This window comes from Nocardia sp. NPDC019323 (assembly GCF_044389845.1).
In the GTDB taxonomy this organism is placed as follows: domain Bacteria; phylum Actinomycetota; class Actinomycetes; order Mycobacteriales; family Mycobacteriaceae; genus Nocardia; species Nocardia implantans.
The window spans coordinates 166,730-190,711 of the sequence record NZ_JBIRYN010000007.1 but is presented as its reverse complement, the minus strand read 5'-3'; the positions used below and the strand labels follow the sequence as shown (position 1 = coordinate 190,711).

The 23,982-nt window shown below is 69.8% G+C and carries 26 protein-coding genes; 6 read left to right on the top strand and 20 right to left on the bottom strand.

The genetic code is table 11. The annotated features are described in order from the left end of the window. Both ACH49X_RS24995 and ACH49X_RS24990 read left to right on the top strand, forming a co-directional pair. Complete coding sequence (locus ACH49X_RS24995) at positions 1-585, top strand: TetR/AcrR family transcriptional regulator (RefSeq protein WP_323124311.1); 585 nt, start codon at positions 1-3, stop codon at positions 583-585. A gap of 186 nt (positions 586-771) precedes the next feature. Continuing rightward, positions 772-1,512 carry an IPT/TIG domain-containing protein gene (locus ACH49X_RS24990; protein ID WP_195081622.1) on the top strand — a complete coding sequence of 247 codons (741 nt, stop codon included), beginning with the start codon at positions 772-774 and terminating at the stop codon, positions 1,510-1,512. Positions 1,513-1,651: 139 nt separating this feature from the next. On the opposite strand, the gene ACH49X_RS24985 is transcribed toward ACH49X_RS24990, so the two are convergent. From ACH49X_RS24985 to ACH49X_RS24970, 4 genes are all read right to left on the bottom strand, one after another. Further along, positions 1,652-2,713 carry an NAD-dependent epimerase/dehydratase family protein gene (locus ACH49X_RS24985; RefSeq protein WP_195081623.1) on the bottom strand — a complete coding sequence of 354 codons (1,062 nt, stop codon included), beginning with the start codon at positions 2,711-2,713 and terminating at the stop codon, positions 1,652-1,654. 162 nt (positions 2,714-2,875) lie between these two features. Continuing rightward, on the bottom strand, positions 2,876-3,121 hold the full coding sequence (locus ACH49X_RS24980) for a hypothetical protein (RefSeq protein ID WP_067809689.1): 246 nt from the start codon (positions 3,119-3,121) through the stop codon (positions 2,876-2,878). 43 nt (positions 3,122-3,164) lie between these two features. Further along, positions 3,165-3,491, bottom strand: a complete 327-nt coding sequence (locus ACH49X_RS24975) for a plasmid stabilization protein (protein WP_067809656.1) — start codon at positions 3,489-3,491, stop codon at positions 3,165-3,167. Positions 3,492-3,620: 129 nt separating this feature from the next. Beyond that, entirely contained in the window at positions 3,621-4,784 is a 1,164-nt protein-coding gene (locus tag ACH49X_RS24970; protein ID WP_357106289.1) for a lipase family protein, read from the bottom strand. Positions 4,785-5,212: 428 nt separating this feature from the next. On the opposite strand from ACH49X_RS24970, the gene ACH49X_RS24965 reads away from it, so the two are divergent. Continuing rightward, entirely contained in the window at positions 5,213-5,617 is a 405-nt protein-coding gene (locus tag ACH49X_RS24965) for a hypothetical protein (RefSeq protein ID WP_195081625.1), read from the top strand. Positions 5,618-5,622: 5 nt separating this feature from the next. On the opposite strand, the gene ACH49X_RS24960 is transcribed toward ACH49X_RS24965, so the two are convergent. From ACH49X_RS24960 to ACH49X_RS24950, 3 genes are all read right to left on the bottom strand, one after another. Further along, on the bottom strand, positions 5,623-6,693 hold the full coding sequence (locus tag ACH49X_RS24960; protein ID WP_195081626.1) for a DUF2293 domain-containing protein: 1,071 nt from the start codon (positions 6,691-6,693) through the stop codon (positions 5,623-5,625). 129 nt (positions 6,694-6,822) lie between these two features. Then, positions 6,823-7,221 carry an NUDIX domain-containing protein gene (locus ACH49X_RS24955; protein WP_195081627.1) on the bottom strand — a complete coding sequence of 133 codons (399 nt, stop codon included), beginning with the start codon at positions 7,219-7,221 and terminating at the stop codon, positions 6,823-6,825. Between the two features lie 52 nt (positions 7,222-7,273). Continuing rightward, positions 7,274-7,870 carry a TetR/AcrR family transcriptional regulator gene (locus ACH49X_RS24950; RefSeq protein ID WP_195081628.1) on the bottom strand — a complete coding sequence of 199 codons (597 nt, stop codon included), beginning with the start codon at positions 7,868-7,870 and terminating at the stop codon, positions 7,274-7,276. A 218-nt stretch (positions 7,871-8,088) separates the two neighbouring features. On the opposite strand from ACH49X_RS24950, the gene ACH49X_RS24945 reads away from it, so the two are divergent. After that, positions 8,089-9,081, top strand: a complete 993-nt coding sequence (locus ACH49X_RS24945; RefSeq protein WP_357106296.1) for an NAD-dependent epimerase/dehydratase family protein — start codon at positions 8,089-8,091, stop codon at positions 9,079-9,081. Between the two features lie 15 nt (positions 9,082-9,096). Here the strand turns inward: ACH49X_RS24945 and ACH49X_RS24940 are convergent, their stop codons facing one another. From ACH49X_RS24940 to ACH49X_RS24900, 9 genes are all read right to left on the bottom strand, one after another. Beyond that, positions 9,097-9,867: an SDR family NAD(P)-dependent oxidoreductase gene (locus tag ACH49X_RS24940; RefSeq protein WP_195081630.1), complete on the bottom strand. Its 771-nt coding sequence runs from the start codon at positions 9,865-9,867 to the stop codon at positions 9,097-9,099. Positions 9,868-9,942: 75 nt separating this feature from the next. Further along, entirely contained in the window at positions 9,943-10,785 is an 843-nt protein-coding gene (locus tag ACH49X_RS24935; RefSeq protein ID WP_357206371.1) for a helix-turn-helix transcriptional regulator, read from the bottom strand. Positions 10,786-10,812: 27 nt separating this feature from the next. Beyond that, the gene (locus tag ACH49X_RS24930) at positions 10,813-12,048 is read right to left on the bottom strand and encodes a cytochrome P450 (RefSeq protein WP_357206369.1); all 1,236 of its coding nucleotides are present in this window, start codon (positions 12,046-12,048) and stop codon (positions 10,813-10,815) included. Next, positions 12,045-13,316: a cytochrome P450 gene (locus tag ACH49X_RS24925; RefSeq protein ID WP_357206367.1), complete on the bottom strand. Its 1,272-nt coding sequence runs from the start codon at positions 13,314-13,316 to the stop codon at positions 12,045-12,047. The genes ACH49X_RS24930 and ACH49X_RS24925 overlap by 4 nt, the downstream gene beginning before the upstream one ends. Next, entirely contained in the window at positions 13,313-13,948 is a 636-nt protein-coding gene (locus ACH49X_RS24920; protein ID WP_397070973.1) for a GTP-binding protein, read from the bottom strand. The genes ACH49X_RS24925 and ACH49X_RS24920 overlap by 4 nt, the downstream gene beginning before the upstream one ends. Continuing rightward, the gene (locus ACH49X_RS24915) at positions 13,929-14,294 is read right to left on the bottom strand and encodes a DUF742 domain-containing protein (RefSeq protein WP_195081634.1); all 366 of its coding nucleotides are present in this window, start codon (positions 14,292-14,294) and stop codon (positions 13,929-13,931) included. Before ACH49X_RS24915 ends, ACH49X_RS24920 begins: the two co-directional genes overlap by 20 nt. Beyond that, positions 14,291-14,707 (bottom strand): roadblock/LC7 domain-containing protein, encoded by a 417-nt coding sequence (locus tag ACH49X_RS24910; RefSeq protein WP_195081635.1) that lies wholly within the window; start codon positions 14,705-14,707, stop codon positions 14,291-14,293. Before ACH49X_RS24910 ends, ACH49X_RS24915 begins: the two co-directional genes overlap by 4 nt. Beyond that, on the bottom strand, positions 14,704-16,104 hold the full coding sequence (locus tag ACH49X_RS24905) for an ATP-binding protein (protein WP_357206365.1): 1,401 nt from the start codon (positions 16,102-16,104) through the stop codon (positions 14,704-14,706). The genes ACH49X_RS24910 and ACH49X_RS24905 overlap by 4 nt, the downstream gene beginning before the upstream one ends. A 460-nt stretch (positions 16,105-16,564) precedes the next feature. Beyond that, on the bottom strand, positions 16,565-16,981 hold the full coding sequence (locus ACH49X_RS24900) for a hypothetical protein (RefSeq protein ID WP_357106310.1): 417 nt from the start codon (positions 16,979-16,981) through the stop codon (positions 16,565-16,567). Positions 16,982-17,156: 175 nt separating this feature from the next. Here ACH49X_RS24900 and ACH49X_RS24895 point away from each other — a divergent pair, with 175 nt between their 5' ends. Both ACH49X_RS24895 and ACH49X_RS24890 read left to right on the top strand, forming a co-directional pair. Then, positions 17,157-17,564, top strand: a complete 408-nt coding sequence (locus tag ACH49X_RS24895) for a TIGR03668 family PPOX class F420-dependent oxidoreductase (RefSeq protein ID WP_195081795.1) — start codon at positions 17,157-17,159, stop codon at positions 17,562-17,564. 95 nt (positions 17,565-17,659) lie between these two features. After that, complete coding sequence (locus ACH49X_RS24890) at positions 17,660-18,091, top strand: nitroreductase/quinone reductase family protein (RefSeq protein WP_357206363.1); 432 nt, start codon at positions 17,660-17,662, stop codon at positions 18,089-18,091. 10 nt (positions 18,092-18,101) lie between these two features. Here the strand turns inward: ACH49X_RS24890 and ACH49X_RS24885 are convergent, their stop codons facing one another. The 4 genes from ACH49X_RS24885 to ACH49X_RS24870 form a co-directional block, all read right to left on the bottom strand. Further along, positions 18,102-19,319, bottom strand: a complete 1,218-nt coding sequence (locus ACH49X_RS24885; protein ID WP_357206361.1) for an MFS transporter — start codon at positions 19,317-19,319, stop codon at positions 18,102-18,104. Then, a complete protein-coding gene (locus ACH49X_RS24880; protein ID WP_195081640.1) occupies positions 19,319-19,960 on the bottom strand; it encodes a GntR family transcriptional regulator in 642 nt (213 codons plus the stop codon). Before ACH49X_RS24880 ends, ACH49X_RS24885 begins: the two co-directional genes overlap by 1 nt. Before the next feature lie 728 nt (positions 19,961-20,688). Continuing rightward, positions 20,689-22,098 carry an amidase gene (locus ACH49X_RS24875; protein WP_357206359.1) on the bottom strand — a complete coding sequence of 470 codons (1,410 nt, stop codon included), beginning with the start codon at positions 22,096-22,098 and terminating at the stop codon, positions 20,689-20,691. Between the two features lie 113 nt (positions 22,099-22,211). Then, positions 22,212-23,657, bottom strand: a complete 1,446-nt coding sequence (locus ACH49X_RS24870) for an amino acid permease (protein WP_195081642.1) — start codon at positions 23,655-23,657, stop codon at positions 22,212-22,214. Between the last annotated feature and the right edge of the window lie 325 nt (positions 23,658-23,982).

Genomic DNA, 23,982 nt, shown 5'->3' with positions numbered 1-23,982 from the left:
ATGTCAACCAGCACCCGGGAACGCCTCGTCACCGCGATGGCCGAGCTGATGCGGACGCAGGGCTACGCGGGCACCAGCGTCAAGCAGCTCACCGTCGCCGCTCGGGCCCCGATGGGCTCGCTCTATCACCACTTTCCCGAGGGCAAACCGCAGGTCGCCGCCGCGGCGCTGCGCACGTCCGGCGCCGCGTACATCCAGTTGCTCCCGCTGCTGCTCGACGCCGACGACGACCTGCGCGAAGCGATACCAGCGGCCTTCGCCGCGGCCGCCGAACAGATCGAGCAGACCGGCTGGATCAACATGTGCCCGGTCGGCACCGTCGCTGGTGAGGTCGCCGACAGCGAACCCGCGCTGCGCGAGGTCGCCGCCGAAGTCATCGCCTCCTGGATCGGCGACGGCACCGACTACTTCGTCCGTCGCGGCCTGTCCGCCACGGACGCCCGCGAACTCATCCTCGCCGTTCTCACCAGCCTCGAGGGTGCGTTCGTCCTCAGCCGCACACTGCGTTCGACGGAACCGCTGCGCGCGGCGGGCCGGTCGGTGCGCGCCCGCATCGAACAGATGCTGGCCGGGGTGCGCCACTAGTGCTTCCCGGATTCATTCGCCGGTCGAGCCGTACGGAAACGGACGAAATCGGACCAGAACAGACCAAAACGGATCGCGATATATATTGCCGGGCAACGTTTCCGGAGCGTTAATGGTTACAGCCGGGCTTCCTGAAGGTCGAGCACCCCCCGGTACAGGAATCAACGCTGAAAAGGGGGCAGAGTCATGCCTACTGTAACTTCTGTATCTCCGACCACCGGCCCGGCTTCGGGAGGAAATAGCGTGGTCATCACCGGAACCGGATTCACGGCGCAGCCGACCACCGTGCGATTCGGCGGCACGGCAACGACTTTCACACTGGATTCCACTACGCAGATCACCGCGATCGCTCCGCCCGGAACCGGGACGGTACAGGTCACCGTCGCCAACGCGGACGGAACCAGTAATGGCGTTCCCTACACCTATGTCGTTCCTGTTCCCGCGGTGGCATCGGTCATTCCGAATTTCGGGCCCGCGAGCGGTGGAACACTGGTTTCGATCGTCGGTACCGGATTCACCGGAGTTACTTCCGTCAACTTCGGCGCCACACCGGCCACGTTCTTCGTCGCGATTTCCAGCACGCTGATAATCGCCATCGCCCCGCCGGGAACGGGCACCGTTCCGGTCACCGTCACCAATTCGGCCGGGACGAGTCCGGGCGTGCCGTTCACGTATGTGTCCGTTCCCACGCTGGTATCGATCACACCGAATACGGGTCCGGTGACGGGCGGCACCGCGGTCACGATTTCCGGCAGCGGGTTCACCGGCGCCACCGGTGTGTTCTTCGGTTTCCTTCCGGCGGTGTCGTTCACGGTGAATTCCGATACGCAGATCACCGCGATCACCCCGGTGGGGCTGGGTCCGGTACCGGTCACCGTCACCGGACCGGGTGGTATCGCCACCGGCGTCTTCTTCACCTACGTCTGACACAGCCGCAGTCCGGGCTCGGGATACGAGTCATCCGAATCCGAAGGGGCCGTTCATGACGGTGGACGGTCCCTTCGGTCGGCCCGTGCGCGGATCGTCGGATTCGTGGCGATCGGTCGCGCCGCGCCCGGCCGAGAGGTCAGCCGACGCCGACTTCTCGGCCACCGACTCCGGAGGCGAACTCCTTCCAGCGCCAGGGTCCGCCCGCGTCCGCGGCCAGCGGCGGGGTGTCATCGCCCGCGCCCGCGCGCAACCCGGAGAGCAGGTGGCGCAGAGCGTCGACGGCGGTGAACCGCGGCGTCCAGCCCAGCTCGGCCCGTGCGCGGCCGGTGTCCATGATCGGCAGATGCAGCACCCCGTCCAGCAGGTCCGGCGTCGCGGGCAGCGTGCGAGCGTGCCAGCCCATCGCGAGCGCGGCGCGCGCCAGCGAGGGCGGCACGGACACCACCCTGGCGTCGAAGACCTCGGCCAGCCGGGAGCGATCGATCACCGGTTCGGCGGCCAGGTTGAACGGTCCGCGGGCGTCGGTCGCGATGGCGAGGGCATAGGCGCGGCCGACGTCGGCGCTGTGCACCGCCTGGAAGCGCAGACCACGGGGAATCGGCAGAATCGGCGGGAGGCCGGGCCGGATCAGGCGATTCGGCAGCAGCGGTCCGGCGAACAGACGACGCTGCTGGCTGGCGGTGTGCCTGCGGAAGATGAACGCCGGGCGCATGCGAACCACGCGGCGATCCGGATTCTCGGCCTCGAACCGGTCCAGCAGCCGTTCGACGTAGGCCTTCTCCCGCATGTACGCGGCAGGCGGCCAGCCATCGGTCGGCCAGCTCTCCGGCACCGGCTCGTCGCTCTGGCACGGGGAGTAGGCCCCGACCGAGGAGGCGTAGACCAACGCGGGTACCTGGGCCGCGGCGACCGCGCGCAGCACGCGTTCGGTGCCGCCGACGTTCGCGCGCCAGGTGACCATGGGCTGATGGGTGGGCTGGAACAACCAGGCCAGGTGCACGACCACGTCGGCTCCGTGGAAGTGGGCTTCCAGGTCGTCGGTGCGCACATCCGCGCGCACCCACTCCACGCCCGCGCGAGGTTTGCCCGGCACGCGTCGGGCGATCCCCACGATCGAACCGACTCCCGCTTCTGCCGACAGTGTCTCCAGCACGCTCGTTCCGACGTTTCCGGTGGCACCGACCACGACGACGCGCATATCCGCTCCTTGGCTCGGCGACGAGGTTCGTGAGCGACTTACCCAGGATCGCCGCGACGACACCGGCCACCGGATTTCTCCCGGCTCGGCCGCGCGGAACCTGCGCACAGCGCGGCGGGCCGGAGCCCATTCGGCTCCGGCCCGCAGGCTCATCGGAAAACGTCACATATTCGATTGCGCGAGACGGTTGGCCAGGAGTTCCTTACCCATCCGGCCGCCCTTGCGGCTGTCGGCCTGCGCCTTGCGGAAGAACTCCACCAGCTCGGTGTCCCCGGCACGTTCCGCGTCCTGGATGAACGTGTCCAGACGCAGCGCGTTCTCGAGGGACGCCTCGACGAACCAGATCAGGTTGTAGTCCTTGTCCCTGGTGCCGGTGATGGTGCCCGTTTCTTCCTGCTGCTTGGTCATCTCCACTCCTTTCGCTTCTTCGTCGCCGAGCTGCGCGCCGGGCTCAGTCCCGTCCGAGCGCGTGCGCCAGCTCCTTCTTCGTCATCTTCGAGCGGCCTTCGACATTGCGCTTCTTGGCCTCGTTGTACAGCTGGTCCCGCGTCGGGCCCTGGGCGCCGCTGTGCGAACGCTGCCCGCCGCGCTGCTGCGGAGACTTGTCGTCGGTCGACGTCTTGCTCGCGGTCTTGGACTGCCCGGACTGCGCACGGTTCTTGTTGACCGTGCGTGCGGCCATCTCCTTCGCGCGTCCGGTGCTCGCGCCCCGGGATTTCGCCGAATCCTTGATGTGCTCGTACTGGCGTTCCTGCTTGTCGGTCCAAGCCTTCGGCATGTCATCACCTCCTGTGTCTGCGGTCTACCCCGGGAATCTGCGCGCAATCCGGATCGGGCCCGGCTCGCGCGCCGGGCCCGTCACCCGCGACCACCGCCCCGGAGGCGGCGAACCGACGGCAGGCTCGCGTCAGCAGGTGCTGGGCGCGGGCTCGCCGCGCACCCGGCTCTGCAGCCACGGCAGCACCGAGGGCGCGCCGAGGACCGCCGCGGTCAGATGCTCCGCGTCGGGCACGCGCAGTGTCTGCACGGGCACCCCGGCCGAGCACCAATGGCGGTTGGTGTTGTCGATGGCATCGATCGGAATCAGCGGGTCGCTCGGCGAATGCCATTCGAAGATCGGTGTTTGCGGGGCGTTCGGGTAGAGCTCCACGCTGTTCTCCTCGACCACCGACCACGCGCCGGGCGTGGTGTCGAAGACCGACGCGGAGGTCACGTAGTCGCGCGCGTTGCCGTTCATGCCCGCGGCGAGAATTTCGTTGGTGCAGCTGTTGGCCATCTCGTCACGCAGCGCGAGGCCGCGCTCGTTCAGCGACTGGCTGGTCGGCACGCGGTCCGGGTATTCCCGTTCCAGCCCGATCGCCGTCGCCATGGCCAGGCCGAACGCCGGATGCGGTTCGAATCCCAGCGCCTTGGCCATCGTCACCAGGTTCATCGGGGCGCCGCCGATGGCCGCGCCCGCGAGCCGCAGTTCCGGCGCGTAGGTCGGCTGCAGCGCGGCCGCCCATGCCGTGGCGAGGCCACCGCCGGAGTAACCGGTCAGCGCGATCGGGCTGTTCTGCAGGCCGAGTTCGGGGAGCCGCTTCGCCGCGCGGATTCCGTCCAGCGTGATCTGGCCGCCCAGACGTCCGGCGCCGAGCGCGAACTGCGGACCGAGATGATCCGGCAGCGCGATACTCCAGCCCTGCGCCAGCAGGACGTTCAACATCCCTGTCGAAGCCGACAGGTTCAGATCGTTGGAGTAGAGCAGGTGCGATACCGCGCAGTGCGTGCCGAGCGAGTTGATGAAGTGCTGATACGACAGCAGCGGCATGTCGGGACGATGGCCCAGCGGGGTGAGGATCGTCGTCGTCGCCGAGATCGGCGCGCCATGCGAGTTCGTGGAGCGGAACTCGACGAGCCGGACGGTGGTGCCGGGGAAGAGCGCGAGCGGGGGCAGCATCCGCGTGTCGAGCACATCGCCGGGCTGGTGTGCGCCCACGTCCGCCGGGGGGGCGTAGAACGGGTCCGGGTCGGGATACGGATACAGCGGTTCCGCGGCCGCCGCCGTCCCGATCAGGAGAGTGAGTGCCATTCCGCCGCACGCGCCGATGGCGCGGACGGAACCGATGGTTTTTCTGCCGAGGAATCGAAGAAACGGACGAGTCACGACCTTGACCTCCAGGGGTAGTTCGCCGTATTCGCCGAACAGTGGTCTGCCTCAAAGTGCCTTCGTCGGCAAACTATCAGCAACACGCCGGGCTGAGTCATGAATGCGCGAAAAACCTTTTGGCATCAGTTAAAACTGAGGGTTTTCATCGCGCTCGCGCAATGTATCGTGATGGCTGGCAACCAACCCGCACAGCTCTTCCTCCGCGGCGGAGTCCGCACACCCGCGCCGGACCCGTTCGTTTGTCACTTCGCGATGAAAAGCATGCCTACCAGGGGTTGCGGTGCGGGGCGAGCACGGCTTGGCTGGATCACATACACAGCGACGAGGCGCAGGGCGAGGAAGGAGCGGTCATGTCCAAGACAGCCACCGAGAAGGTCCGCCAGTCCGGTTCCGAAGCACCGGAGACGGCACGTTCCGCGCCGTCCACCGAGACCGGATCGCCGGCCGGCTCCGACGCCGCGACCACCGAGCGCGGCGGGTTGCGCGTCCCGATCCCGACGCTCGGGATGCGGATGGCGCGAGTGCCGCTGCTACCAGGGCCGCGCACCGTGGCCACCGGAGTCTCCTCGGCCACCACGGCGGTGCGCGACCGGGTGCCGGACCGTGAGTCGTTGCTCTATTTCGGCGGGCTCGGCGCGGCGGCGGTCACCGGATTGGTGTCGTGGCCGGTCGCCGGAGCGATCGGCGTGGGCGTCTGGGTGGCCGAGCACGCCCGCCGCTCGCCCGCGGCGGCGGGAGACGGGGCCGAAGGATGACCTGATCACGGCGACTCGGGAACGGCAACGATATTGCAACGTCTTCCGTCGCGCCAGCTGTCGAGGACGCGGTCGACGGTGGGCCGGATACGGGTTCTGGCCTCCGGGCGAGGGACGCCGGTCATGAGCAGGTTGTCGTAATCGGTGTCGCGGTGGCGGATGGAGGCTATGACGGCCAGGGTGAGGGCTTCGGGGGACAGGAGTTTGGCGGCGGCGGTGCGGCCTACGCGGCCGCTGCCCCGGGCGGCGGCGTGTTCGGCGATCTCGGCGGCACGGTCGGCGGGGCAGCCGGGGAACAGCCGCCGGATCTCGGCGGACATGCGGGCGCGGTATTCGTCGTCCTCCACGGCGCGGCGGACGCGGTCGCGATCGCGGCGGCGCGCGCGGGCCTCTTCGTCGGCGAGGCATTGCTGTTCCGCGCGGGCGAGGGCGGCCTCTTCCACGAGGATGCCCAGCCGCTCGTAGCGCTTGCGCCGCCGGTTGAAGCGGACCACCACGGCGGCGAGGGTGCTCTTCTTCTTGGCTCGCCGGCTCAGCGCCGCGTTCCCGGCGGGCAGGAACTCCAGATGGTCGAGGTCCGAGCAGGTAAGACATAGAGGACCGGCCGCGGAGGTGATCAGATACGGGCCGGTCTCGGCGCATTCGGCGCACGTCCACGACTCCGCGGCCTCGATCACGGTGAGATCAGGGGCGCGGTTCTGGCGTTGGACGACCTGTTCGCGCCGCGCCGGGCTGAGGTCCGCCGAGAGCCAGTGCACTCGGAACACCTCGTCTTCGCCGTGGTCGACGAAACGCAGCGCCTCGCGATCGCGCCCACCCGACAGATACGCCGCGGTGCTCGCGCTGAGCCCGTGTTCGCGGGCCCACTCGCCCAGTAGGTCCGCCGCCTCCCGTAACCGCCGCCCATCGACTGCCGTGAGCTGCTCCAGCGACCGCACCTGCCCTTGCCGCCAGCGATCGACCTGACCGGACCGCACCCAGCCCAGCACGGTGAACACATCGACCGCCGACACGTACTTGCGTTGCACGAGCGACGCTTCCGCAGCTTCGACTACTCGCCGCTTCAGCTTGGACACGGGTTCGCACCTTAGCGCACGCCGGGGAATCCACTCGAAAGCCGAAGAGCCGGAACAAGCGGCAACCGCGCTCGGTCCGGAAATCACCGAGCAGGTGGGCCGGCGCGCAACGGCGGGCTCGCACGCCGCCTACCAGTCGACCGCGCCGAGTTCGTGCAGTCGGCGGAAGACCATCATCGAGCCGGGGGCCACGTGATCCATGGCGGCGTACTCGCTCACCGTGAAGTAGCGCAACTCGGCGATCTCGCTGGTGGGACGCGGCTCGCCGTCGAGTTCCGCGGTGAAGCAGGTCATGTGCAACCGGGTGCCGGGGGAGTGCCCGTACGCCTCCGCCTGGAACACCCCGAGTTCGTCGTAGGCGACGACGCCGACGCCGAGTTCTTCGCGCACCTCGCGGTGCAGCGCCGCTTCGGGTGTCTCGCCGGGGTCGATCTTGCCGCCTGCCATGTAGAAGACGTCCTTGCCCACCGAGCGCGCCTGCAGCAGGCGGCGATCCCGGACGTGGGCCAGCGCGGCGGTGCGAATCACCGGCCCACTGTACTGAGCGGCGCGAACCCGACGCCAACCGGAATCGGGCGGCTCAGCGCTCCGGCACGGCGCGGTGCAGCAGTTCGCCGATGCGCCGGTGGATCTGCGCGGTGTCGTCGCCGTCGGCGACGAATTCCAGGAACAGCGCCGCACCGGCCGCCAGCGCGATGACGGCCCTGGCGTCCAGCTCGGACCGCGCACGCGATTCGGTGTCGCCCGCGGCGAACAGCGCGGCGGCCGGGGTGCTGAATCCCGCCCACAGCCGGTCGCGCAATTGCCGATCGCGGTCGAGTGCGGTCAACAGCCCCGGGACGGCGGCGCGAACGTCGTCGCGGGCGAACAGTTCCCGGCTGCCGCGCAGCACCCACTCGATCCACCCCTGCTGGTCGGCGCCCTCGAACGGGCCCAGATCCGGTGTCTCACCCAGCACGGCGTGCAGCACCAATTCGGCCTTCGATTGCCAGCGGCGAGCGATCGACGCCCGGCCGACGCCGGCGCGCGCGGCCACCGCCCGCACGCTCAACTCGTCCCACCCCACTTCGACCAGCATCTCCCGGACGGTCGCCAGCACCCGCTGTTCGACCGACTCGTCCCTGGGCCTGCCCGCGCTCCTGCTCGCCGCAGGCGGGTCCTGCGCCGTTTCGCCCATGCCGCTCCCTGACTTCCATTACGATGCCACTGGCATCGAATTTGTGCCGATGCTTCCGATGTGCGGCCATTCTCGCGTGTGCGGCGGGCATGGGCGGTGGATCGGACGGCGGAACCATGCTGACGAAGGATCGAAATGGGTGGACACATACCGGCTGAGACCGGCACGGCGGCGAGCGCCTGGACGCCGACGACCGGACGCGACGAGGGATAGCCGGTATGCGAATCGCGGTCACCGGCGGCACCGGCTATCTCGGCGCGCACACCGTCTCCGCGCTGTTGCGGGACGGGCATCAGGTCGTCCTGCTCGTTCATCCGAGCGAGTCCGTCGCGGAGGTCGTCGGCATGTTCGACGCCACGCCCGAGGCGCTGTCGGTGCTGCCGGGCGACATCAGGGACCCGCGGACGGTGGAGAAGTTGCTCGTCGGATGCGACGCCGTCCTGCACGCGGCGGGCGTCGTCGGCACCGACAACCGCCGCGAGCAGTTGATGTGGGAGGTCAACGCGGACGCCACGGCGACCGTGCTCGCCCGCGCGACGGCGCTCGGACTCGACCCGATCGTGCACGTCGCCAGCTACAGCGCGCTGTTTCCCAGCCCCGATCCGGTCATCACGCCGGACAGCCCGACCGCGCCGGGGCGCAGCGCCTACGGCCGCACCAAGTCCGCCGCCGACCGGATCGCGCGTGCGTTGCAGGCCACCGGCGCCCCGGTCGTGATCACCTATCCGTCCAGTGTCGTCGGGCCCGGTCTCGGGACGCAGGCAGGCATCACCTCCGACGGCTGGGGCGCCATACTGCGGGCCCGCGTCGCTCCGCGAATCCGGGGCGGGATGCAGATGATCGACGTCCGGGACGTGGCCGCCGTGCACGCCGCCGTCATGCGCCCCGGTCTCGGCCCGAGGCGCTATTTGTGCGGCGGTCACCTGGTGGCGTTCGACGAAATTGTGGACATCTTGGAAAGCGCTGCCGGACAACGCATCCGCCGGATCCCGGTGCCGAAGGCCGCGCTGCTCGGACTCGGACGGCTCACCGACGCCGCCGCCCGCTTCCTCCCGATCAGCGCGGGCCTCAGCTACGAGGCCGCCTGGTTGCTGACCACCGCCACACCGACCGACGACTCCCGCACACTGGCCGAACTCGGTGTGCGTTGGCGGCCCATCGGCGAAGCGATCATCGAATCCGTGCGCCGGGAAACGGGTTCCCGCGCATGACGCGGTACGCGCCGGTCAGATCATCTCCCGGGAAATGGCCGCGACCAAACCGCCGTCGATGATCAGGTCCTGCCCGTTGACGTAGGACGCCTCGGCGGACGCGAGGAACGCCACGGCGTCGGCCACGTCCTCGGCGGTGCCGAGCCGGCGGCTGGCCACTTCGGCGAGCACGGCGGTGTGCGCGTCGGGGCTGACGTTGTCGTGGAACATCGGAGTCTCGATATAACCGGGGCTCACCGAGTTCACCCGGATCCCCTTGGGCCCCAATTCCGCGGCGAGGCTGCGCGCCAGGTTGTGCACGGCCGCCTTGGTGGCCGCGTACAGCGACGCGCCGGGCAGGCCGCGGTGCAGGGTCCACGACGCGTTGATGACGATCGCCGCGTGCTCGGACAGCAGCGGCAGCGCCTTCTGGACGGTGAAGAACACACCCTTGAAGTTGATGTCCACGACGCGCGCGAACTCGTCCTCGGTGATCTCGGCGTTCGGCTGGAAGGACGCGACGCCCGCGTTGGCGAACACGACGTCCAATCGGCCGTGCCGGTCGCGGACGGCGGCGGTGAGCGCGTCGAGATCGGCGAGGCGCGCCGCGTCGGCCTGGATCGCGAGCACCCGTTCCCCTCCGTGCAGCGCGTCGACCGCGGCGTCCAGCCGGGCCCTGTCCCGGCCGGTGATGACCACCTGTGCGCCTTCGGCGAGCAGCCGTCGCGCGGTGGCCAGCCCCATGCCGCTGGAGCCGCCGGTGACGAGTGCGACCTTGCCGTCGAATCGGGAGTTGTTGTGCGTCATGAGAGTCAGCGTGCCGAAGGTCGGCGCGGGCGAACAGTGTCCAGTCGACCTAGGTCTGGCGCCACCAGGCTGCGGTCACGCCGGGGCGGTGAGCGCGACGCGCATCAGGTCCTCCACCCGCTCCGCGCTTTCCGGCTGCGGGTTGTAGAGCACCAGGAACCAGCCGGGGTGGCCGGCCACCGCGAGGGTGGTCGTGTCGAACACCAGGTCGCCGGCGTCGGGATGGCGTACCGCCTTCACGGCTTGGACGGCGGCGTCCACGTCGTGGCGGGCCCACAAGCCGGCGAATTCGGGACTGGCGGCACTGAGTTCGCCGACCACCCGGCCGAATTCGGGATCGTCGGGAGCGTAGGCGGCGTCGGCGCGGAAGGCGGCCACGACGGCGGGCGCGATCGCGGCCCACGCCACGTGCATACCGCGATACCGGGGGTTGCGGAAGAAGGAGACCAGGCAGTTGTGGTCGGCGGCGGTGAATCCGAAGACGGTGCGCGCCGTGTCGTTGACCGCGAGCAGATTCCAGTAACGGTCACGCAGCACGGCGGGCCGCGCTCCCCACGCGTCGAGCAGTCGGCGCAACTGCGGGGTGACCTCGGCGTCACGGCCGGGGCCCAGGGGCGGCGGGTTGAGACCGGCGAGCAGATACAGATGCCGTCGTTCCGGGCCGGACAGGCGCAGCGCCGCGCCGACCGCGTCCAGCACCTCCGCCGACACCGTGATGTCGCGTCCCTGCTCCAGCCAGGTGTACCAGGAGACGCCGACTCCGGCGAGCAGCGCGACCTCCTCCCGCCGCAGGCCGGGTGTCCGCCGTTTGCCCACGGTCGGCAGGCCGACGTCTCGCGGTGTGAGCCGGGCTCTGCGGGTGCGGAGGAAGTCGCGCAGCTGCGCGCGCCGGTGCGGCGCCGGGGAATCACTGGCCATGGGCACGGTAACAACCGATGCGCCGGATCAGTTCCCCAGATACACCGGGAACGCCTCGAGATCGTTCTGGGTGAGCACCGGCAGGTTGCGGATCTGTTCGACCGGCACGGCGAAGCGCAGGCCGGGGAAGCGGGCGAACAAGGCGGGCAGCGCGATGCCCGCTTCCAGCCGGGCCAGCGCCGCGCCGGGGCAGATGTGCGGGCCGTAGCCGAAAGCCAAGTGCCGGTTGGCCGTCGGGCGGGAGACGTCGAAGTCGTCGGCGTCCTCACCGTGCACGGCGAGATCCCGGCCGATCGCGCGGTAGGACATGACCACGCCTTCGCCTTTCTCGATGACGGTGTCGCCGACGGCGATGTCCTCGGTGGCGAAACGCATCAGCAGATGGGTCACCGGGCTGTCCCAGCGCAGGGTCTCCTCCACCGCGTCCGCCCAGGTGCGGTCCCCGGCGCGGACGGCGTGCAACTGCTGCGGCCGCTGGAGCAGGGCGCGCACGGCGTTGAGGATGAGACCGATCGTGGTTTCGTGCCCGGCGGCCACCAGCGCCTTCAGGTTGCCGACCACTTCCTCTTCGGTCAGCGGCTCGATGTCGTCGCCGCCGACGATGAAGGCGCTGGTCAAGTCGTCGGTCGGGTCAGCGGTCTTCTTGCGCACCAGGTCGGTGAAGTACACGTCCAGCTCGTCGATCACCCGCAATCGCTCGTCCTGCGGTGTCAGCAGTGAGAAGAACGCCTTGTACCAGTCGAGCAGCATCGGGTGGTCGGCACGGTCCACGCCCATGAGCTCACTGATGACCCGCATCGGCAGCGGATAGGCGAACACCGACTTGAGGTCGACCGCCGCCCCGTCGCGCCCGGCCGCGGCGAGGTCGTCGAGCAGTTCGGCGGTCATGCGCTCGATCGCCGGACGCAGCGCGTCGAGCCTGCGCTTGGTCAGCGCCTGGGTGGTCTTGATCCGCAGCCTGCGGTGCTCGGGACCGTCGACGGTGAACATGGAGCGGCCCGCGTCGATCATGCCGATCAGCGGCCACTGCCTGGTCACCGCGCCGGACCGCCACAGCGCCCACGCGTCGATGTCCTTGACCAGCCTGGTGTCCACGAGCAGCTGCCTGGCCAGCGCGTGGTGGGTGACGGTCCAGGCGGGCACGCCGAGCAGCTCGATCCGGGTGAGCGGGCCTGCGGCGCGCAGCCTGCTGGTCTCTCCGGCGAGGTCACCGACCATCGGATCGATGACAAGGGCTGCTGCGTGCGGGCATTCTCTGGTCACGGGGTACCTCCGACGGCGCGAACGGGTGTGAAGCGGACGGGCAGGGACGTCATGCCGCGCAGGAAGGCCGACGGCCGCCGGACCAGGTTCTGGGCCGGCACCGCCAGATCGAGGTCGGGCAGCCGGTCGAGCAGGACCTCGATGCCGGTGCGCGCGATGACCTCGGCGATCTCCTGCGCGGGAAACGGGCAGCGGTATTCGCCGTAGCTGAACGCGAAGTGCGCGCTGTTGCCGGTGTGCGCGGGGTCCGCGCCGTCGGAGACATGCTGTCGCACATGGGGATCGGCGTTGGCCGCGGCCAGGCCGAGTAGCAGCATGTCTCCGGCCCGGATGACCTTGTCACCGAGCCGGGTGTCCCGCGCGGCCCATCGCCCGGCGAGGATCTGGGTCGGCGTGTCCTCCCACAGCACTTCGTTCATCGCCTGGCCCACGCTGTGGCGCCCGCCGCCGAGCGCGGCGGCGAACCGGTCGTCGGTGAGCATCAGCCGCACCGAGTTCCCGATCCAGTCGGCCGTGGGCAGATATCCGGCTGCGGTGATCGCCATCAGATCCAGGACGTATTCCTCGTCGGTGAACGGACCGGGATGCGCCAGCATCCAGGACACCAGGTCCGCGCCCCGCGCGACCTTCTTGGTCGCGAGCAGGCGCCCCATGTGCTCGCCGAACTGCTGATGCGCGGCCTGGGCGTCGGCGCCGCCGTCGGCGAGGGTCTTCATCGTCCACGCCAGCCGCGGGCCGTCCTCGTCGGGGAAGCCGAGGACGCGCGCCAGGGCCAGCACCGGCAGCGGCTCGGCGAAATCGGCGACCAGCTCGGCTTCCCCCCGCCCACAGAACGCGTCGATCAGGCGGTCGGCCAGCTCCTCGCACGCACGGCGCAATGCGAAGGTGTCGATCCTCTCCAGCGCGGGTTCCACCATCGCCAGGTGCCTGCGGTGCTCCGCGCCCGCGGTGAAATAGATCGACGGCGTCGGCTGCCCGACCATCGGCAGCAAGGGCCAGTCCGGAGGGATGTTCGGCCACTGGTTCCACCGCCCCACATCGCGGGGGAACAACTCGGGATCGCTGGTCACCTGATGCAGTTCGCGGTAGCCGATGACCAGCCACGCGGGAACGCCGCCCGGCAACTCCACGGCGACCACCGCGCCGTGCTCCCGGCGCATCTCGTGATAGAGCTGATGCGGGTCGGTGTGAAAACGCGGACCGCTCAACGTGACCGGCGCGGTGTGGACAGGGCAGCTGTCGGTGGAGCTCGGCGCGGGCGTGGTCATGACGCGGCCTCCGGAGTGGGGAGCAGGGCGGCCGGGGACGGCGCGCGGGAATAGAGGTGTTCGACCAGGGCGATCAGCACGCCCTTGCCGGACTCGCGCGAGCGGGCGTCGCAGTCGATCACCGGCACGTGCGGATCCAGGTCGAGCGCGTCGCGGACCGGGTCGGGGCGGTGGCCGTCGCCGAAGTCGTTGCAGGCGACGACGAACGGCGTCCGCTGGTGTTCCAGCCGGTCCACCGCGTACCAGGAGTCCGCGATCCGGTCCGGGTCGACCAGCACGATCGCGCCGAGCGCGCCGGTGAACAGCCGATCCCAGAGAAACCGGAACCGCTCCTGCCCCGGCGCGCCGAACAGGTAGAGCACGTGCTCGTCATCGATGGTGATGCGCCCGAAGTCGAAGGCGACGGTCGTGGTCGATTTGCCGGGCGCGCCACTGGGATCGTCGATCCCGAGCCCCTCGTCGGTCATGATCGCCTCGGTGTCCAGCGGCCGGATCTCGCTGACCGCGCGGACCATCGTCGTCTTGCCGACGCCGAAACCCCCGACGATCACGATCTTCAGCCCCCGCGTCGCCGCAGGGTGCAGGGGCGCGTCCGCGCGGGCGGGACGCGGATCAGAGTTTGCGAAGTCCAACGAGCACCTTCTCGAGCGTCGTGGTGTCGGGCAGGCAGTGCCACGGCGAACCGGGCGGACCGGCTTGGGGCGGGCGAACGGTGATCTTGCCCGCGAGCAGCAGGTCCGACAGCAGGATGGTCGTGATGCCGACCGGAATCCGCAGCTCGGCGGCGATTTCGACGACGGAGGTAGGGGCCTGGCACAGCTCGAGGATCGCGACGTGCTCGGACTGCATGCCGGACGCCGGCGCGCATTCGCTGACCACCAGAGTGACCAGATCGAAGGTGTCGGAGTCCGGTTTGCTCCGCCCGCCGGTCAGCGTGTACAGCCGATCGGGGTCGTCGTCGCGGCCTGGTCTGCTCACGACACGCCCGCTCCAGGGAAGCGCGGCGTGGCCGCCAGATGTTCGCCGAGCTGTTCCACCAGCTCCCGCATGTTGTGGCCGACCAGCCCGGCGTCCGCGTCCTCGGCGGCGACGACCGCGATGTGCGCGCCCAGCCCGGCTTCGACGATGAACAGGATGCCGCCGTAGAACTCGGTCATCGATTGGCGCACCCCGGCCCGGCCGTCGCCGAATTCCACCGACGCGCCGTGCGAGAGGCTCTGGATGCCGGCCGCGATGGCGGCGAGCTGGTCGGCGCCGTCCACGGTGAGTTCGGGTGTGTGACAGATCTTCAGCCCGTCGCTGGACAGCAGCAGGGCATGCCTGCTGCGCGGCGTGCGGGTGAGCAGCTGTTCCAACAGCCAGCTCAGCTGGGCGGTCTCGGAGGTCGTCATCGTTCGTGCTCCACGGAGACGGAAGGGACGGGGGGAGTGGCGGCGGCGCTGCCGCTGGCGGAGCCGGTCACCGCGCGCTGGAACGCGCCGAGCGAGTCCGGTCGTGCGGCGGGAGGGGTCGGTGCGGCGGGCTCCGGCGCGGCGAGGCCATCGGGGTGCACGGCGGCCAGCGTGCTGCCTCGACGCCGCTTGGGAAGTGTCCGGGTGGCGGCGGGAGCGTCTTCCGCAGTGGACGGACGCACGGGCCGCGGCTCGGCGGACGCGTGCTCCGGCGCGGCGGTGCGGGCGGGCTCTCGCGCGACCGGCAGCGTGCCGGTGGTGGTGGACGGGTGAGGGCGCTCGGCGCGGGTGGTGAGGTCGCGCGGGATCACCACGACCACGGCGGTGCCGCCGATGGCGGAAGGCCGGAACGAGACGGTGAGCCCGTGCTTGCGCGCCAGGTTGCCCACGACGGCCAGGCCGAGTCTGGTTCCGGTCAGCGAGGACAGGTCGGCTCCGGCCCCGCGGGCGTCCGGCCCGGTGGCCGAGACCGCCGCCTCGGCCCGGCGCAGCGCCGACTCGCTCATCACCAATCCGCTGTCCTCGATGGTGATGATCACGCCCGCGGGCACCTCGGCGGCGTACACGTGCACCTCGGTGGTGGGCGGGGAGAAGTTGCAGGCGTTGTCGAGCAGCTCCGCGAGCGCGTGCATGACGCCTTCCGCGGCGTGACCGGAGACCGCGATGTCGGCGATCGCGCGCAACCGGACCCGTTGGTAGCCCGCGACGCGGCCCATCGCGCCACGCAGAATCGATTCCATCGCAATGGGTTTGGCCCAGCGGCGGCCCGATCGCGCGCCGCTGAGCACAGCGATGCTGTCGGCGAGCCTGCCCGCCTGGGCGGTGCGGTGATCCAGGTGCAGCAGGTCGGCGAGCACGGTGGGATCACCGTGGCGATGCTCCATCTCGCGCAGCTCGGCGAGCATGCTGGTGGTCATCGCCTGCATGCGGCCCGCCGCGCCCGCGAAAGCCGCCATGGCCGCGGCGCGACCGCTCTCGCTGTCCTTGGCGCGCGCCTCGTATTCGGCGACCGCCGCGGCCGCGGCGGCGATCTCGGCTTCCGCGCCGCCGGCGACGCGCGCTCGGTCCTGGACGGCCTGCCCCGCGTCCCGCTGGGCGTGCCGCGCTTGCCGTCGGAAGTGGACCGCCGCCGTCGTGGCGGCGCACAGGGCGATGGCCGCGGCGGTGGCGCCCGCCGCGAGTGGGATCCGGAATTCGGCGGGCGCGTAGTACACCGCCGCCGTCACGATGGCGGCGCTCGCGATCAGGCAGGCCGACAATATCGCGTACGGCGGTTTCGGGTGTCCGACGACGTCCTCGCCGCGCCCGCTCGCCGACGCATTCAACAACTCTGACAAATTCCGTACTTCCGCACTCGCGCTTGCCGCAGGAAACGGCACAACTGCCCTCGTCCGCGTGCCTCGGCACCCCAAATACGCAGACCGACAAGCAGTTTCGAAATATCGCGGCCCGAGCATAGCGGCGTGCGCGATGCGGCGCCACTCGGGCGGATTTCACGAGAAGGCGGCGCGGGGGATTTTTTCGCTGCCGTGCCGATGCTCGGATTACGCTGACTACGGCCGAAAAATGTGGCGCGACCGCGCGCTCAGCGCGAAATGAGTGAATTCTCGTTTGCCTGTAATTCACTATCGGTGTGCTGGGGGCGCTCACGTGCGGCCGTATCACCGAAGCGGTATGTGAATCTCGAATTATCGACGCGTCATGTGTTCGCGTCCGTGAGCGGCGGTGGCGCCGCGTGGGCGGAGTGGCCGGCCCGCCGGGCTTCCCGGGGGCCGAAGCCGAGCCGCTGTCGTTCGATCAGAGTTGCGCGGTTTGCTCGCACGGGGGCAGGCCGTCGGCCTGGCGGAGTACTTCGGCGACGGACTCCAGATACAGCAGGGTGCGCAGCGACACGCCGTTCACGGCTTGCCCGAGGCGGCGCAGGGCCGAATTGTCCAGGTGCGCGATGACTTCCGCGTCGTCGGCCCGGTCGGGGCCGGGATCGAAGCCGAAATAGCTGGGGTCGAGCCCGAACACGTGGGCCAGCCCGGCGCGGGCCTGTTCGGGAAGCGTGGCGAGATGTCCGCGCCGAACTTTGGTCAGGTGACCTGGTTCCAGGTCGTACCCGGCTGCGGTCACCCATGTCTCGACCGTATCGTCGGCGAGCGGGCGCCCGTGCGCGCGCTCCCACATCTCGAACGCTAGGTTCAGCCGGGTAGTGATATCGATTTCCACGACCGCCTCCACCTTCTGGCGACTTAGCCTGTTGACGGGTCACACATTGCCTCGACCGTAGCGTGGGAGTAGTCGATCGCCGCGATTTCACGGCAAATGTCCGGTTGCATAGGGGGCGGAACATACTCGATCCCCGATTCGCGGGGACAACGATCTCGAGGAGGCGGATTTGCTGCTGCGTTCCGAGGAAGCGCGCAAACGATTCGCGACCAGTCCGGTCGGGCGGTTGGCAACCGTTTCGCCGCAACTGCGCCCGCATGTGGTGCCCATCGTCTTCGCCGTGGCGGGGGAGGTGGTCTACACCAGCGTGGACGCGAAACCGAAGATCACCACGGCGTTGCGCAGGCTGGCCAACATCGCGGCCAACCCCGCCGTCGCGGTGCTCGTGGACCGCTACGACGACGACTGGACGCAGCTGTGGTGGGTCCGTGCCGACGGAACGGCTCGCATCGCGGAAGGCGCCGAGGCGCAAGCGGCGATCCGCCACTTGACCGTGCGCTACTCCCAGTACGAGCGGCAGCCGCCGCCGGGCCCGGTGATCGCCATCGATGTCGCGCGCTGGTCGGGATGGTCCGCCCGCTGAGCGAGCCGCGCCGCTTCGGGTACAGTCCGATTCACGGTCTCCCACTGCGGGAGTCGTCGAGCCGAACCACCCGTCGAGCCGATCGTGAGGATCGTATGCCCTCGAATTTCGCGCTGAAGGCCATGAATACGGCGCATCGCGCGCTGTTGAAGATCAGCTTCGGGAAGCTGGGCAACGATTTCTCCGGCATGCCGTCGCTCGAGCTCACCACCACCGGCCGCAAATCGGGTCGGCGGCACGCGGTGATGCTCACGGCGCCGATCGTCGACGGCGACACCTACGTCGTGGTCGCCTCCCGTGGCGGCGACCCTGTCCATCCGGCGTGGTTCCTGAATCTGCGCGACAACCCCGATGTGCTCGTCTCGGTGCGCAACGGCCCGAAGCTGCCGATGACGGCGCGGGTGGCCACCGCCGAGGAGCGGGCGGCGCTGTGGCCACGGGTCACCGCCGCGCAGCCGGTCTACGCCGGTTATCAGACGAAGACCACGCGCGAGATCCCGCTCGTACTGCTGACCCCGAAGGGCTGACCGCTGCCGTTCAGGCGCGATAGTTGCGCAGCACCGCAGCGAGGCACCCGGCCGCGGCGAGTGCGCCAGCGGTGAACATCGCCGGATAACCGAGACCGAACGTGTCGTGCAGGAACGAAAGCAGGGCCGGGGCGCCGAATCCCAAGTAGCTCGCCGAATAGAACACGGCGGTCAGCCCGGCCAGATCGTCCGGGCGGGCGATGCGTTCGATCTCCTGCAGCCCGGCCACCAAGCCGATGCCGTATCCGGCGCCCAGCACCACGGCGGCGGCCACCGTCGCCCACAGGGTCAGCAGCCCGGAGGCCGTCGCGGCCAGCGCCATCCCGAGCGTGACCGCGATCAGCGCGGCGGCGACCGCCCGCGCGGTGCCCGGCCGGTCGATCCGGCGCGCGACGGACTGGACGGCGAATCCGCAGCCGAGGGTGATCACGCAGATCATGGCGGAGAAGGCGATCGGCGCCGCGCCGACCCGGGGCGCCATCAGCGCGGGCAGCACCGCGTACGCCGCCGCGGCGGAGGTGAACAGCCACAACGCCGCAGGCAGCGCCACCGCGCGGAAGCGGCGGTGGCCTGCGGCGGGAATGCGCAGGTCGTCGCGGAGACTGCCCGGATTCCGTCGCCGGGGCACGGTTTCGGGCGCACGCCGCACCCACACGGCGGCGACCAGGCACAGCGCGACGTTGATCAGGTACGCCAAGGTGTTCGGCCACGGCGCCCACTGCGCGAGCACACCGGCGCAGCAAGCGCCGATGGCGAAGCCCGCGGTGAGGCTCATCGCGGAGCGACGCGCGCCCGTGCCCGCGGCAAGCCGCGGGCCGTGGGGAGGTTGCGCCAGCTCTTTGAGCCAGCTGCCGCCGACCGCCATCGCCAGCCCGAGCGCGACGCCGCACAGCACCCGTGCCATCGACATCAGCGGCACCGACGCGGACCCGAACGCGAGCAGCAGTGATCCGGTCGCGGCGATGAGCGGTGCAGGCCGCAGCAGGGCGCGGCGGCCGTAGCGATCCGACAGCGGGCCGCCGATCAGCAGCGCGGGCACGATGCCGAGCACGTAATAGAACAGCAGCAGGTCGACCGTCGTGGCCGCCAGTCCGTTGTGCTTGTACATCACCAGCAACGGCGTGAATTCGTTGCCGCCCCAGGCGATCGCGAACATCGCGGCGGCGACGCCGCGCCATCGGCTCGGGACGGCCAGGTCTCGGGGCGCGGTGACGGTGAGTGTCGCCATCACCGGCCTCGTAGTTCCAGTTGGTGCACGCCGGAAAGATGCTCGACCAGCGCGGCGGCGAACCCGTCCACGTCGGAAGCCGCGACCAGGTCGGCCAGTCGCGCGTGCTGCTCGATGATCCGGGTGATGTCGACCGGGCCGCGGCGCAGGGCGACGCTGTTCATCCGGCGCTGGCGTTCCCGCAGCGAGTCGTAGAAGCCCGACAGCAGCGGATTGCCGCCGGCCAGGACGTAGGTGCGGTGGAAGTCGGTGTCGGCGAGCGCGAAGCCGTCCAGATCGCCCGCGGCGGCCAGTTCGCGCTGCCGCAGGATCGAGGAACGCAACGCTTCGACCAGCATGCCGGTGTCTTTCGCGGTGGCGCCGCGGACCGCGGCCGTCTCCACCACGTACCTCGCGTGCGCGACGTGCTCGGCCTCGTCGGGCGGGATCGGAACCACCAGAGCGCCGCGCTTCGGGTACAGCTTCATCCACCCTTCGGTCTCCAACCGCAGGAACGCCTCGCGCACCGGCGTGCGGGAGGTGCCCAGGTCGGCGGCGATCTCGCCCTCGCTGATCAGCTCTCCGCCCGCGAGCGCGCCGGACAGGATGCGCTCCTTCACGGCGCGATAGGCCTGTTCAGCGGATGAATACGTCTTAGACACAAGTTGTATCTTACGCCCGGGTGCGCGGTGGATATATCGAGGGCCGGCTCCTCAGGCTGGCAGGTCTTCGACGGAAACGGCCATGTCGTCCTCGGCGGCGACCGCCGAGCCCTGACCACCGGAGGCCTGTTCGTAGTGTCCTGGTGGTCCAGTGGTCCGACTGCGGGCATGCGCCCGTGGCGAACACACCGCAACCGCCGATCCAGAGCAACATCAGGCAGTAGCAGGCCTTGTGGGTGTCGGTTCTCGCAGGTGCGCACTACGGGCCCCGTGGGCTCTGGTCGGTCCCACCAAACGTTTCTCACTGCCGCGGCCGGGCCGAGACAAAGCAACTGCGGCACGGCTGTGGGGCCGAAGCCGAAAACCTGACCGGCGTCTCCGCCGAAACCATCGAATAAGCACCCGGCCCGGCAAATTCAGGTGCTGTCGGCCTGCACCCGCCGAGGACCCCACATCAGCCCCGGCCGCGCCGTAATCGAATCATCGGGCCGCCCAGTACAGAGAACGATCAATACGCGGCGCGGAGGACCGATCATGATGCGGCGGGGACGGCCGACCAAGACGCGGGTACGGACCGCCGATCGGGACGCGGCATGCGGCTGCGCGTACCAGTCGGGACGGTGCGACGCGACGCCGAGCGCGAACCGGGCCGCGTATTCGGGCACGCTCGCGAGGCTTTTCGCCGGAGCCGGTGCTTCCGATTCCGGCGCGATGTCGTGCAGGTCGGACTAGCGGTTCGAAAGGGCCGCCGGTCGCGGATGCGGGCGCGCCTGCTCGAGCTGCGCGGCGACCGGAAGAATCGCCGTCTCGCCGTTGGTGGGGCCGACCAGCTGCACCGACAACGGGAGGCCGTCGTCGCCGACGCCCGCGGGCAGCGAAGCTGCGGGGTGGCCGGTGACGTTCCACAGCTCGGTGTAGGCGACCATCGGGATCGATGCGAGCTGAGCGCGTACCGTGTTCGCGCCGTCGAGCACGCCGAGCAGCGGCGGGCGGATCGCGATGGTGGGCGTCAGCAGCAGATCGCATTCGGCGAAGACGCGGTCCATCTTCCGCGTCAACGCCGCTCCGCGCCGGATCGCCCACTCGACGACCGGCCTGCGCGCCCACGCGCCGACCGCGACCGTCTGCTTGGTGCGGCGTTCGAGTAGTTCCGGATGATCTATTTCGGCCAGTTCGGCGCGCACCCCGCCGAAGAACTGTGGGAAGAACGCGTGCATGGAATCCGGGTAGCGCACATCGATCTCGGCCACCGTATGCCCCAGTTCGGTGAGCAGTTTCGCGGTGTCGCGGATGGCGCGCACGTGCTGCGGATCGAGTTTCACCATCAGGGCGTGCGGTTTGGTGCTGTAGCCGATGCGCAACGGCCGGGCCGGCTCGCGTGCCGCCGCCTCGAAGGAGGTCGCCGGTTCCGGCGCGCGGAAGCGGTCGGTGGGAGTGCTGCCGCGGATGACGTCGTAGACGACGGCGGAGTCCAGCACGCCGCGAGTCAGCGGCCCGGCGGCACCCAGCGCCCACCACAGGTGCTCGTTCGGGGCGATCGGCACGCGCCCGCGCTGCGGTTTGAGACCGAACAATCCGCAGCACGCCGCCGGGATCCGGATCGACCCGCCGCCGTCGCCGCCGAGCGCGACCGGCACCAGCCCGGCCGCCACCGCGGCGGCGGACCCGCCACTCGATCCACCCGCGGAGCGGCTCGGGTCCCACGGGTTGCGGGTCACGCCGAAGGTGCTGGATTCGGTGTACGGCCACTGCCCGAATTCCGGCATGGCGGTCTTGCCGACGATGATCGCCCCTGCCGCGCGCAGTCTGCGCACCACCTCCGCGTCCGCCACGGCGGGCGTGGCGTTCGCCCTGGTGCCGAAGGTGGTCACCACGCCGGCGACATCGAACTCGTCCTTCACCGCGACCGGAATTCCGTGCAGCGGGCCGATCGCCTCGCCCGCCGCCCGCTCGCGGTCCCGCTCGACGGCCGCTGCCCTGGCCTCTTCGCGCAGGACATGGGTGAAGGCGCCGAGATCCGCCGCCGCGTCGATTTCGTCGAGTGTCGCCTCGACCAGTTGCTCCGCCGAGAGGGCGCCCTGAGCCAGCAACTCGCGCTGTTCGAGCACACCCGCCGACACGACCTCCCGCAGATCCATCCGCCACCGCTCCTTCCGAGCCGCGCGACGACGCGGCTGTCGCCGATGCCGACGTTCTCGACCGTATGCACTCGAGCGGCCGTTCCGCAATGGGGTACCCGGCCGACGACGGATCAGGAAGCCGCTGAGCCTTCCGCAGCGGCGGGCCGGGCGCGCTCGAGCCTGGAATGGGTGCGCGAGTAGGTGAAGTAGACGATCAGACCGACGACCAGCCAGATCACGAAACGCGCCCAGGTCTCCCACGGCAGCGACCAGATCAGGTACACCGAGAACCCGATGCCGATCAGCGGCACCACCGGCATGAACGGCAGACGGAACTCGCGCGGCTCGTCGGGGCGGGTGCGCCGCAGCACGATCACAGCCACCGACACCACGATGAACGCCATCAGGATGCCGATATTGGTCAGCTCGGCCACCACGGTGATGTCCAGCAGCCCCGCCATCAGGGCCGATCCGATGCCGACGATCCAGGTCACCCGGGTCGGCACCTTCCGGACCGGATGGGTCTTGGCGAACCACTCCGGCAGCAGCCCGTCGCGGCTCATGGCGAACCACACGCGGGTGACGCCGAGCATGAAGGTGAGCACCACGGTGACGATGCCGATGATGGCCCCGATCGCGATGACGTTCGCGACGCCAGGCTGCCCGACCGACTCGAACGCGGTGGAGAACCCGCTGGTCGGGCTGATCTCGGTGTATTTCTGCATGCCGGTGAGCACCAGGGTGGCCAGCACGTACAGGACCATCGCGATGGCCAGCGAGTAGAGGATCGCCTTCGGCAGATGCTTCTTGCCCTCGGTGGACTCCTCCGCGGCGGTGCTCATCGCGTCGTAGCCGAACACGGCGAAGAAGACGGTGGCCGCGCCGGTCCACACCGCGCCCGTGCCGAACGGGAAATACGGGGTGTAGTTGGCGCTGTCGATGTGGAACACGCCGAGCACGATGATCAGCACGACGAGGGCGACCTTGATGCCGACGGCGACGGTCTCGAACCGTCCGACGCTGCGGATGCCGCGCGAGAGCAGCCAGGCCGTGCCGAGGCAGAACAGCACGGCGAACACGTCGACGACGTGTCCTTCGCCGGTGCCCGCCGCGCCGAGCATCCAATCCGGCAGTGCGATATCGACCTGTTCCAGCAGGAATTTGAAGTAGCCGGAGACGCCGATGGCCACCACCGCCGCGACCGCGACGTACTCCAGCAGCAGATCCCAGCCGATGAACCAGCCCGCGATCTCGCCGAGCGACACGTATCCGTAGGTGTAGGCGGACCCGGCCTTGGGCACCATCCCGGCGAACTCGGCGTAACACAGCGCGGCGGCGGCGCTGGCCACGCCCGCGATGAGGAACGAGATCAGCACCGAAGGCCCGGTGACCGAGTGCGCCACCGCGCCGGCCAACGTGAAGATGCCCGCGCCGATGATGCCGCCGACACCGATCGCGGTGAGCTGCCACAGGCCCAGCGATCGCGACAGCTGCTCGTCGGCCGCGGCGGCTTCGTCCTCGACCTCGCCGAGCGGCTTGCGGCGCGTCATCTGGGCTCGTAACTGCGCGAGCGACATACGACTCCTGTGTTGAATTCGCCGCGAACGGCGGATGCTCGGTCTCGCTTCGCTCGAAACCGTAGGTTCCGCCAGTATGGTCGCGTGGCGTCGCACGTGGCGGCGAAAAGCACGCCAATCCTGGTTACTCGGTTCGGGTGGGCGGCCGACCGATCACAAGTCTTCCTCCGGCCGCTGATCGCTCCAAGCGCTGCCTCGTTACCCGCGTTGCGCCCGCGTCACCCGCGTCGCGCCGCGCCATCGGTGCTGCTGCCGGTGTCGCGCGCGTCATCCCCGTTGCGGCTGCGCCACCCTGCCCGCGTCACCCGCGTTGCGCCGCGCCACC

Excerpts from the sequence above, each read along its gene's own strand:
- ACH49X_RS24995 (WP_323124311.1), top strand. The coding sequence starts at position 1 with ATGTCAACCAGCACCCGGGAACGCCTCGTCACCGCGATGGCCGAGCTG.
- ACH49X_RS24990 (WP_195081622.1), top strand. The coding sequence starts at position 772 with ATGCCTACTGTAACTTCTGTATCTCCGACCACCGGCCCGGCTTCGGGA.
- ACH49X_RS24985 (WP_195081623.1), bottom strand. The coding sequence starts at position 2,713 with ATGCGCGTCGTCGTGGTCGGTGCCACCGGAAACGTCGGAACGAGCGTG.
- ACH49X_RS24980 (WP_067809689.1), bottom strand. The coding sequence starts at position 3,121 with ATGACCAAGCAGCAGGAAGAAACGGGCACCATCACCGGCACCAGGGAC.
- ACH49X_RS24975 (WP_067809656.1), bottom strand. The coding sequence starts at position 3,491 with ATGCCGAAGGCTTGGACCGACAAGCAGGAACGCCAGTACGAGCACATC.
- ACH49X_RS24970 (WP_357106289.1), bottom strand. The coding sequence starts at position 4,784 with ATGGCACTCACTCTCCTGATCGGGACGGCGGCGGCCGCGGAACCGCTG.
- ACH49X_RS24965 (WP_195081625.1), top strand. The coding sequence starts at position 5,213 with ATGTCCAAGACAGCCACCGAGAAGGTCCGCCAGTCCGGTTCCGAAGCA.
- ACH49X_RS24950 (WP_195081628.1), bottom strand. The coding sequence starts at position 7,870 with ATGGGCGAAACGGCGCAGGACCCGCCTGCGGCGAGCAGGAGCGCGGGC.
- ACH49X_RS24945 (WP_357106296.1), top strand. The coding sequence starts at position 8,089 with ATGCGAATCGCGGTCACCGGCGGCACCGGCTATCTCGGCGCGCACACC.
- ACH49X_RS24940 (WP_195081630.1), bottom strand. The coding sequence starts at position 9,867 with ATGACGCACAACAACTCCCGATTCGACGGCAAGGTCGCACTCGTCACC.
- ACH49X_RS24935 (WP_357206371.1), bottom strand. The coding sequence starts at position 10,785 with ATGGCCAGTGATTCCCCGGCGCCGCACCGGCGCGCGCAGCTGCGCGAC.
- ACH49X_RS24925 (WP_357206367.1), bottom strand. The coding sequence starts at position 13,316 with ATGACCACGCCCGCGCCGAGCTCCACCGACAGCTGCCCTGTCCACACC.
- ACH49X_RS24910 (WP_195081635.1), bottom strand. The coding sequence starts at position 14,707 with ATGACGACCTCCGAGACCGCCCAGCTGAGCTGGCTGTTGGAACAGCTG.
- ACH49X_RS24890 (WP_357206363.1), top strand. The coding sequence starts at position 17,660 with ATGCCCTCGAATTTCGCGCTGAAGGCCATGAATACGGCGCATCGCGCG.
- ACH49X_RS24885 (WP_357206361.1), bottom strand. The coding sequence starts at position 19,319 with ATGGCGACACTCACCGTCACCGCGCCCCGAGACCTGGCCGTCCCGAGC.
- ACH49X_RS24875 (WP_357206359.1), bottom strand. The coding sequence starts at position 22,098 with ATGGATCTGCGGGAGGTCGTGTCGGCGGGTGTGCTCGAACAGCGCGAG.
- ACH49X_RS24870 (WP_195081642.1), bottom strand. The coding sequence starts at position 23,657 with ATGTCGCTCGCGCAGTTACGAGCCCAGATGACGCGCCGCAAGCCGCTC.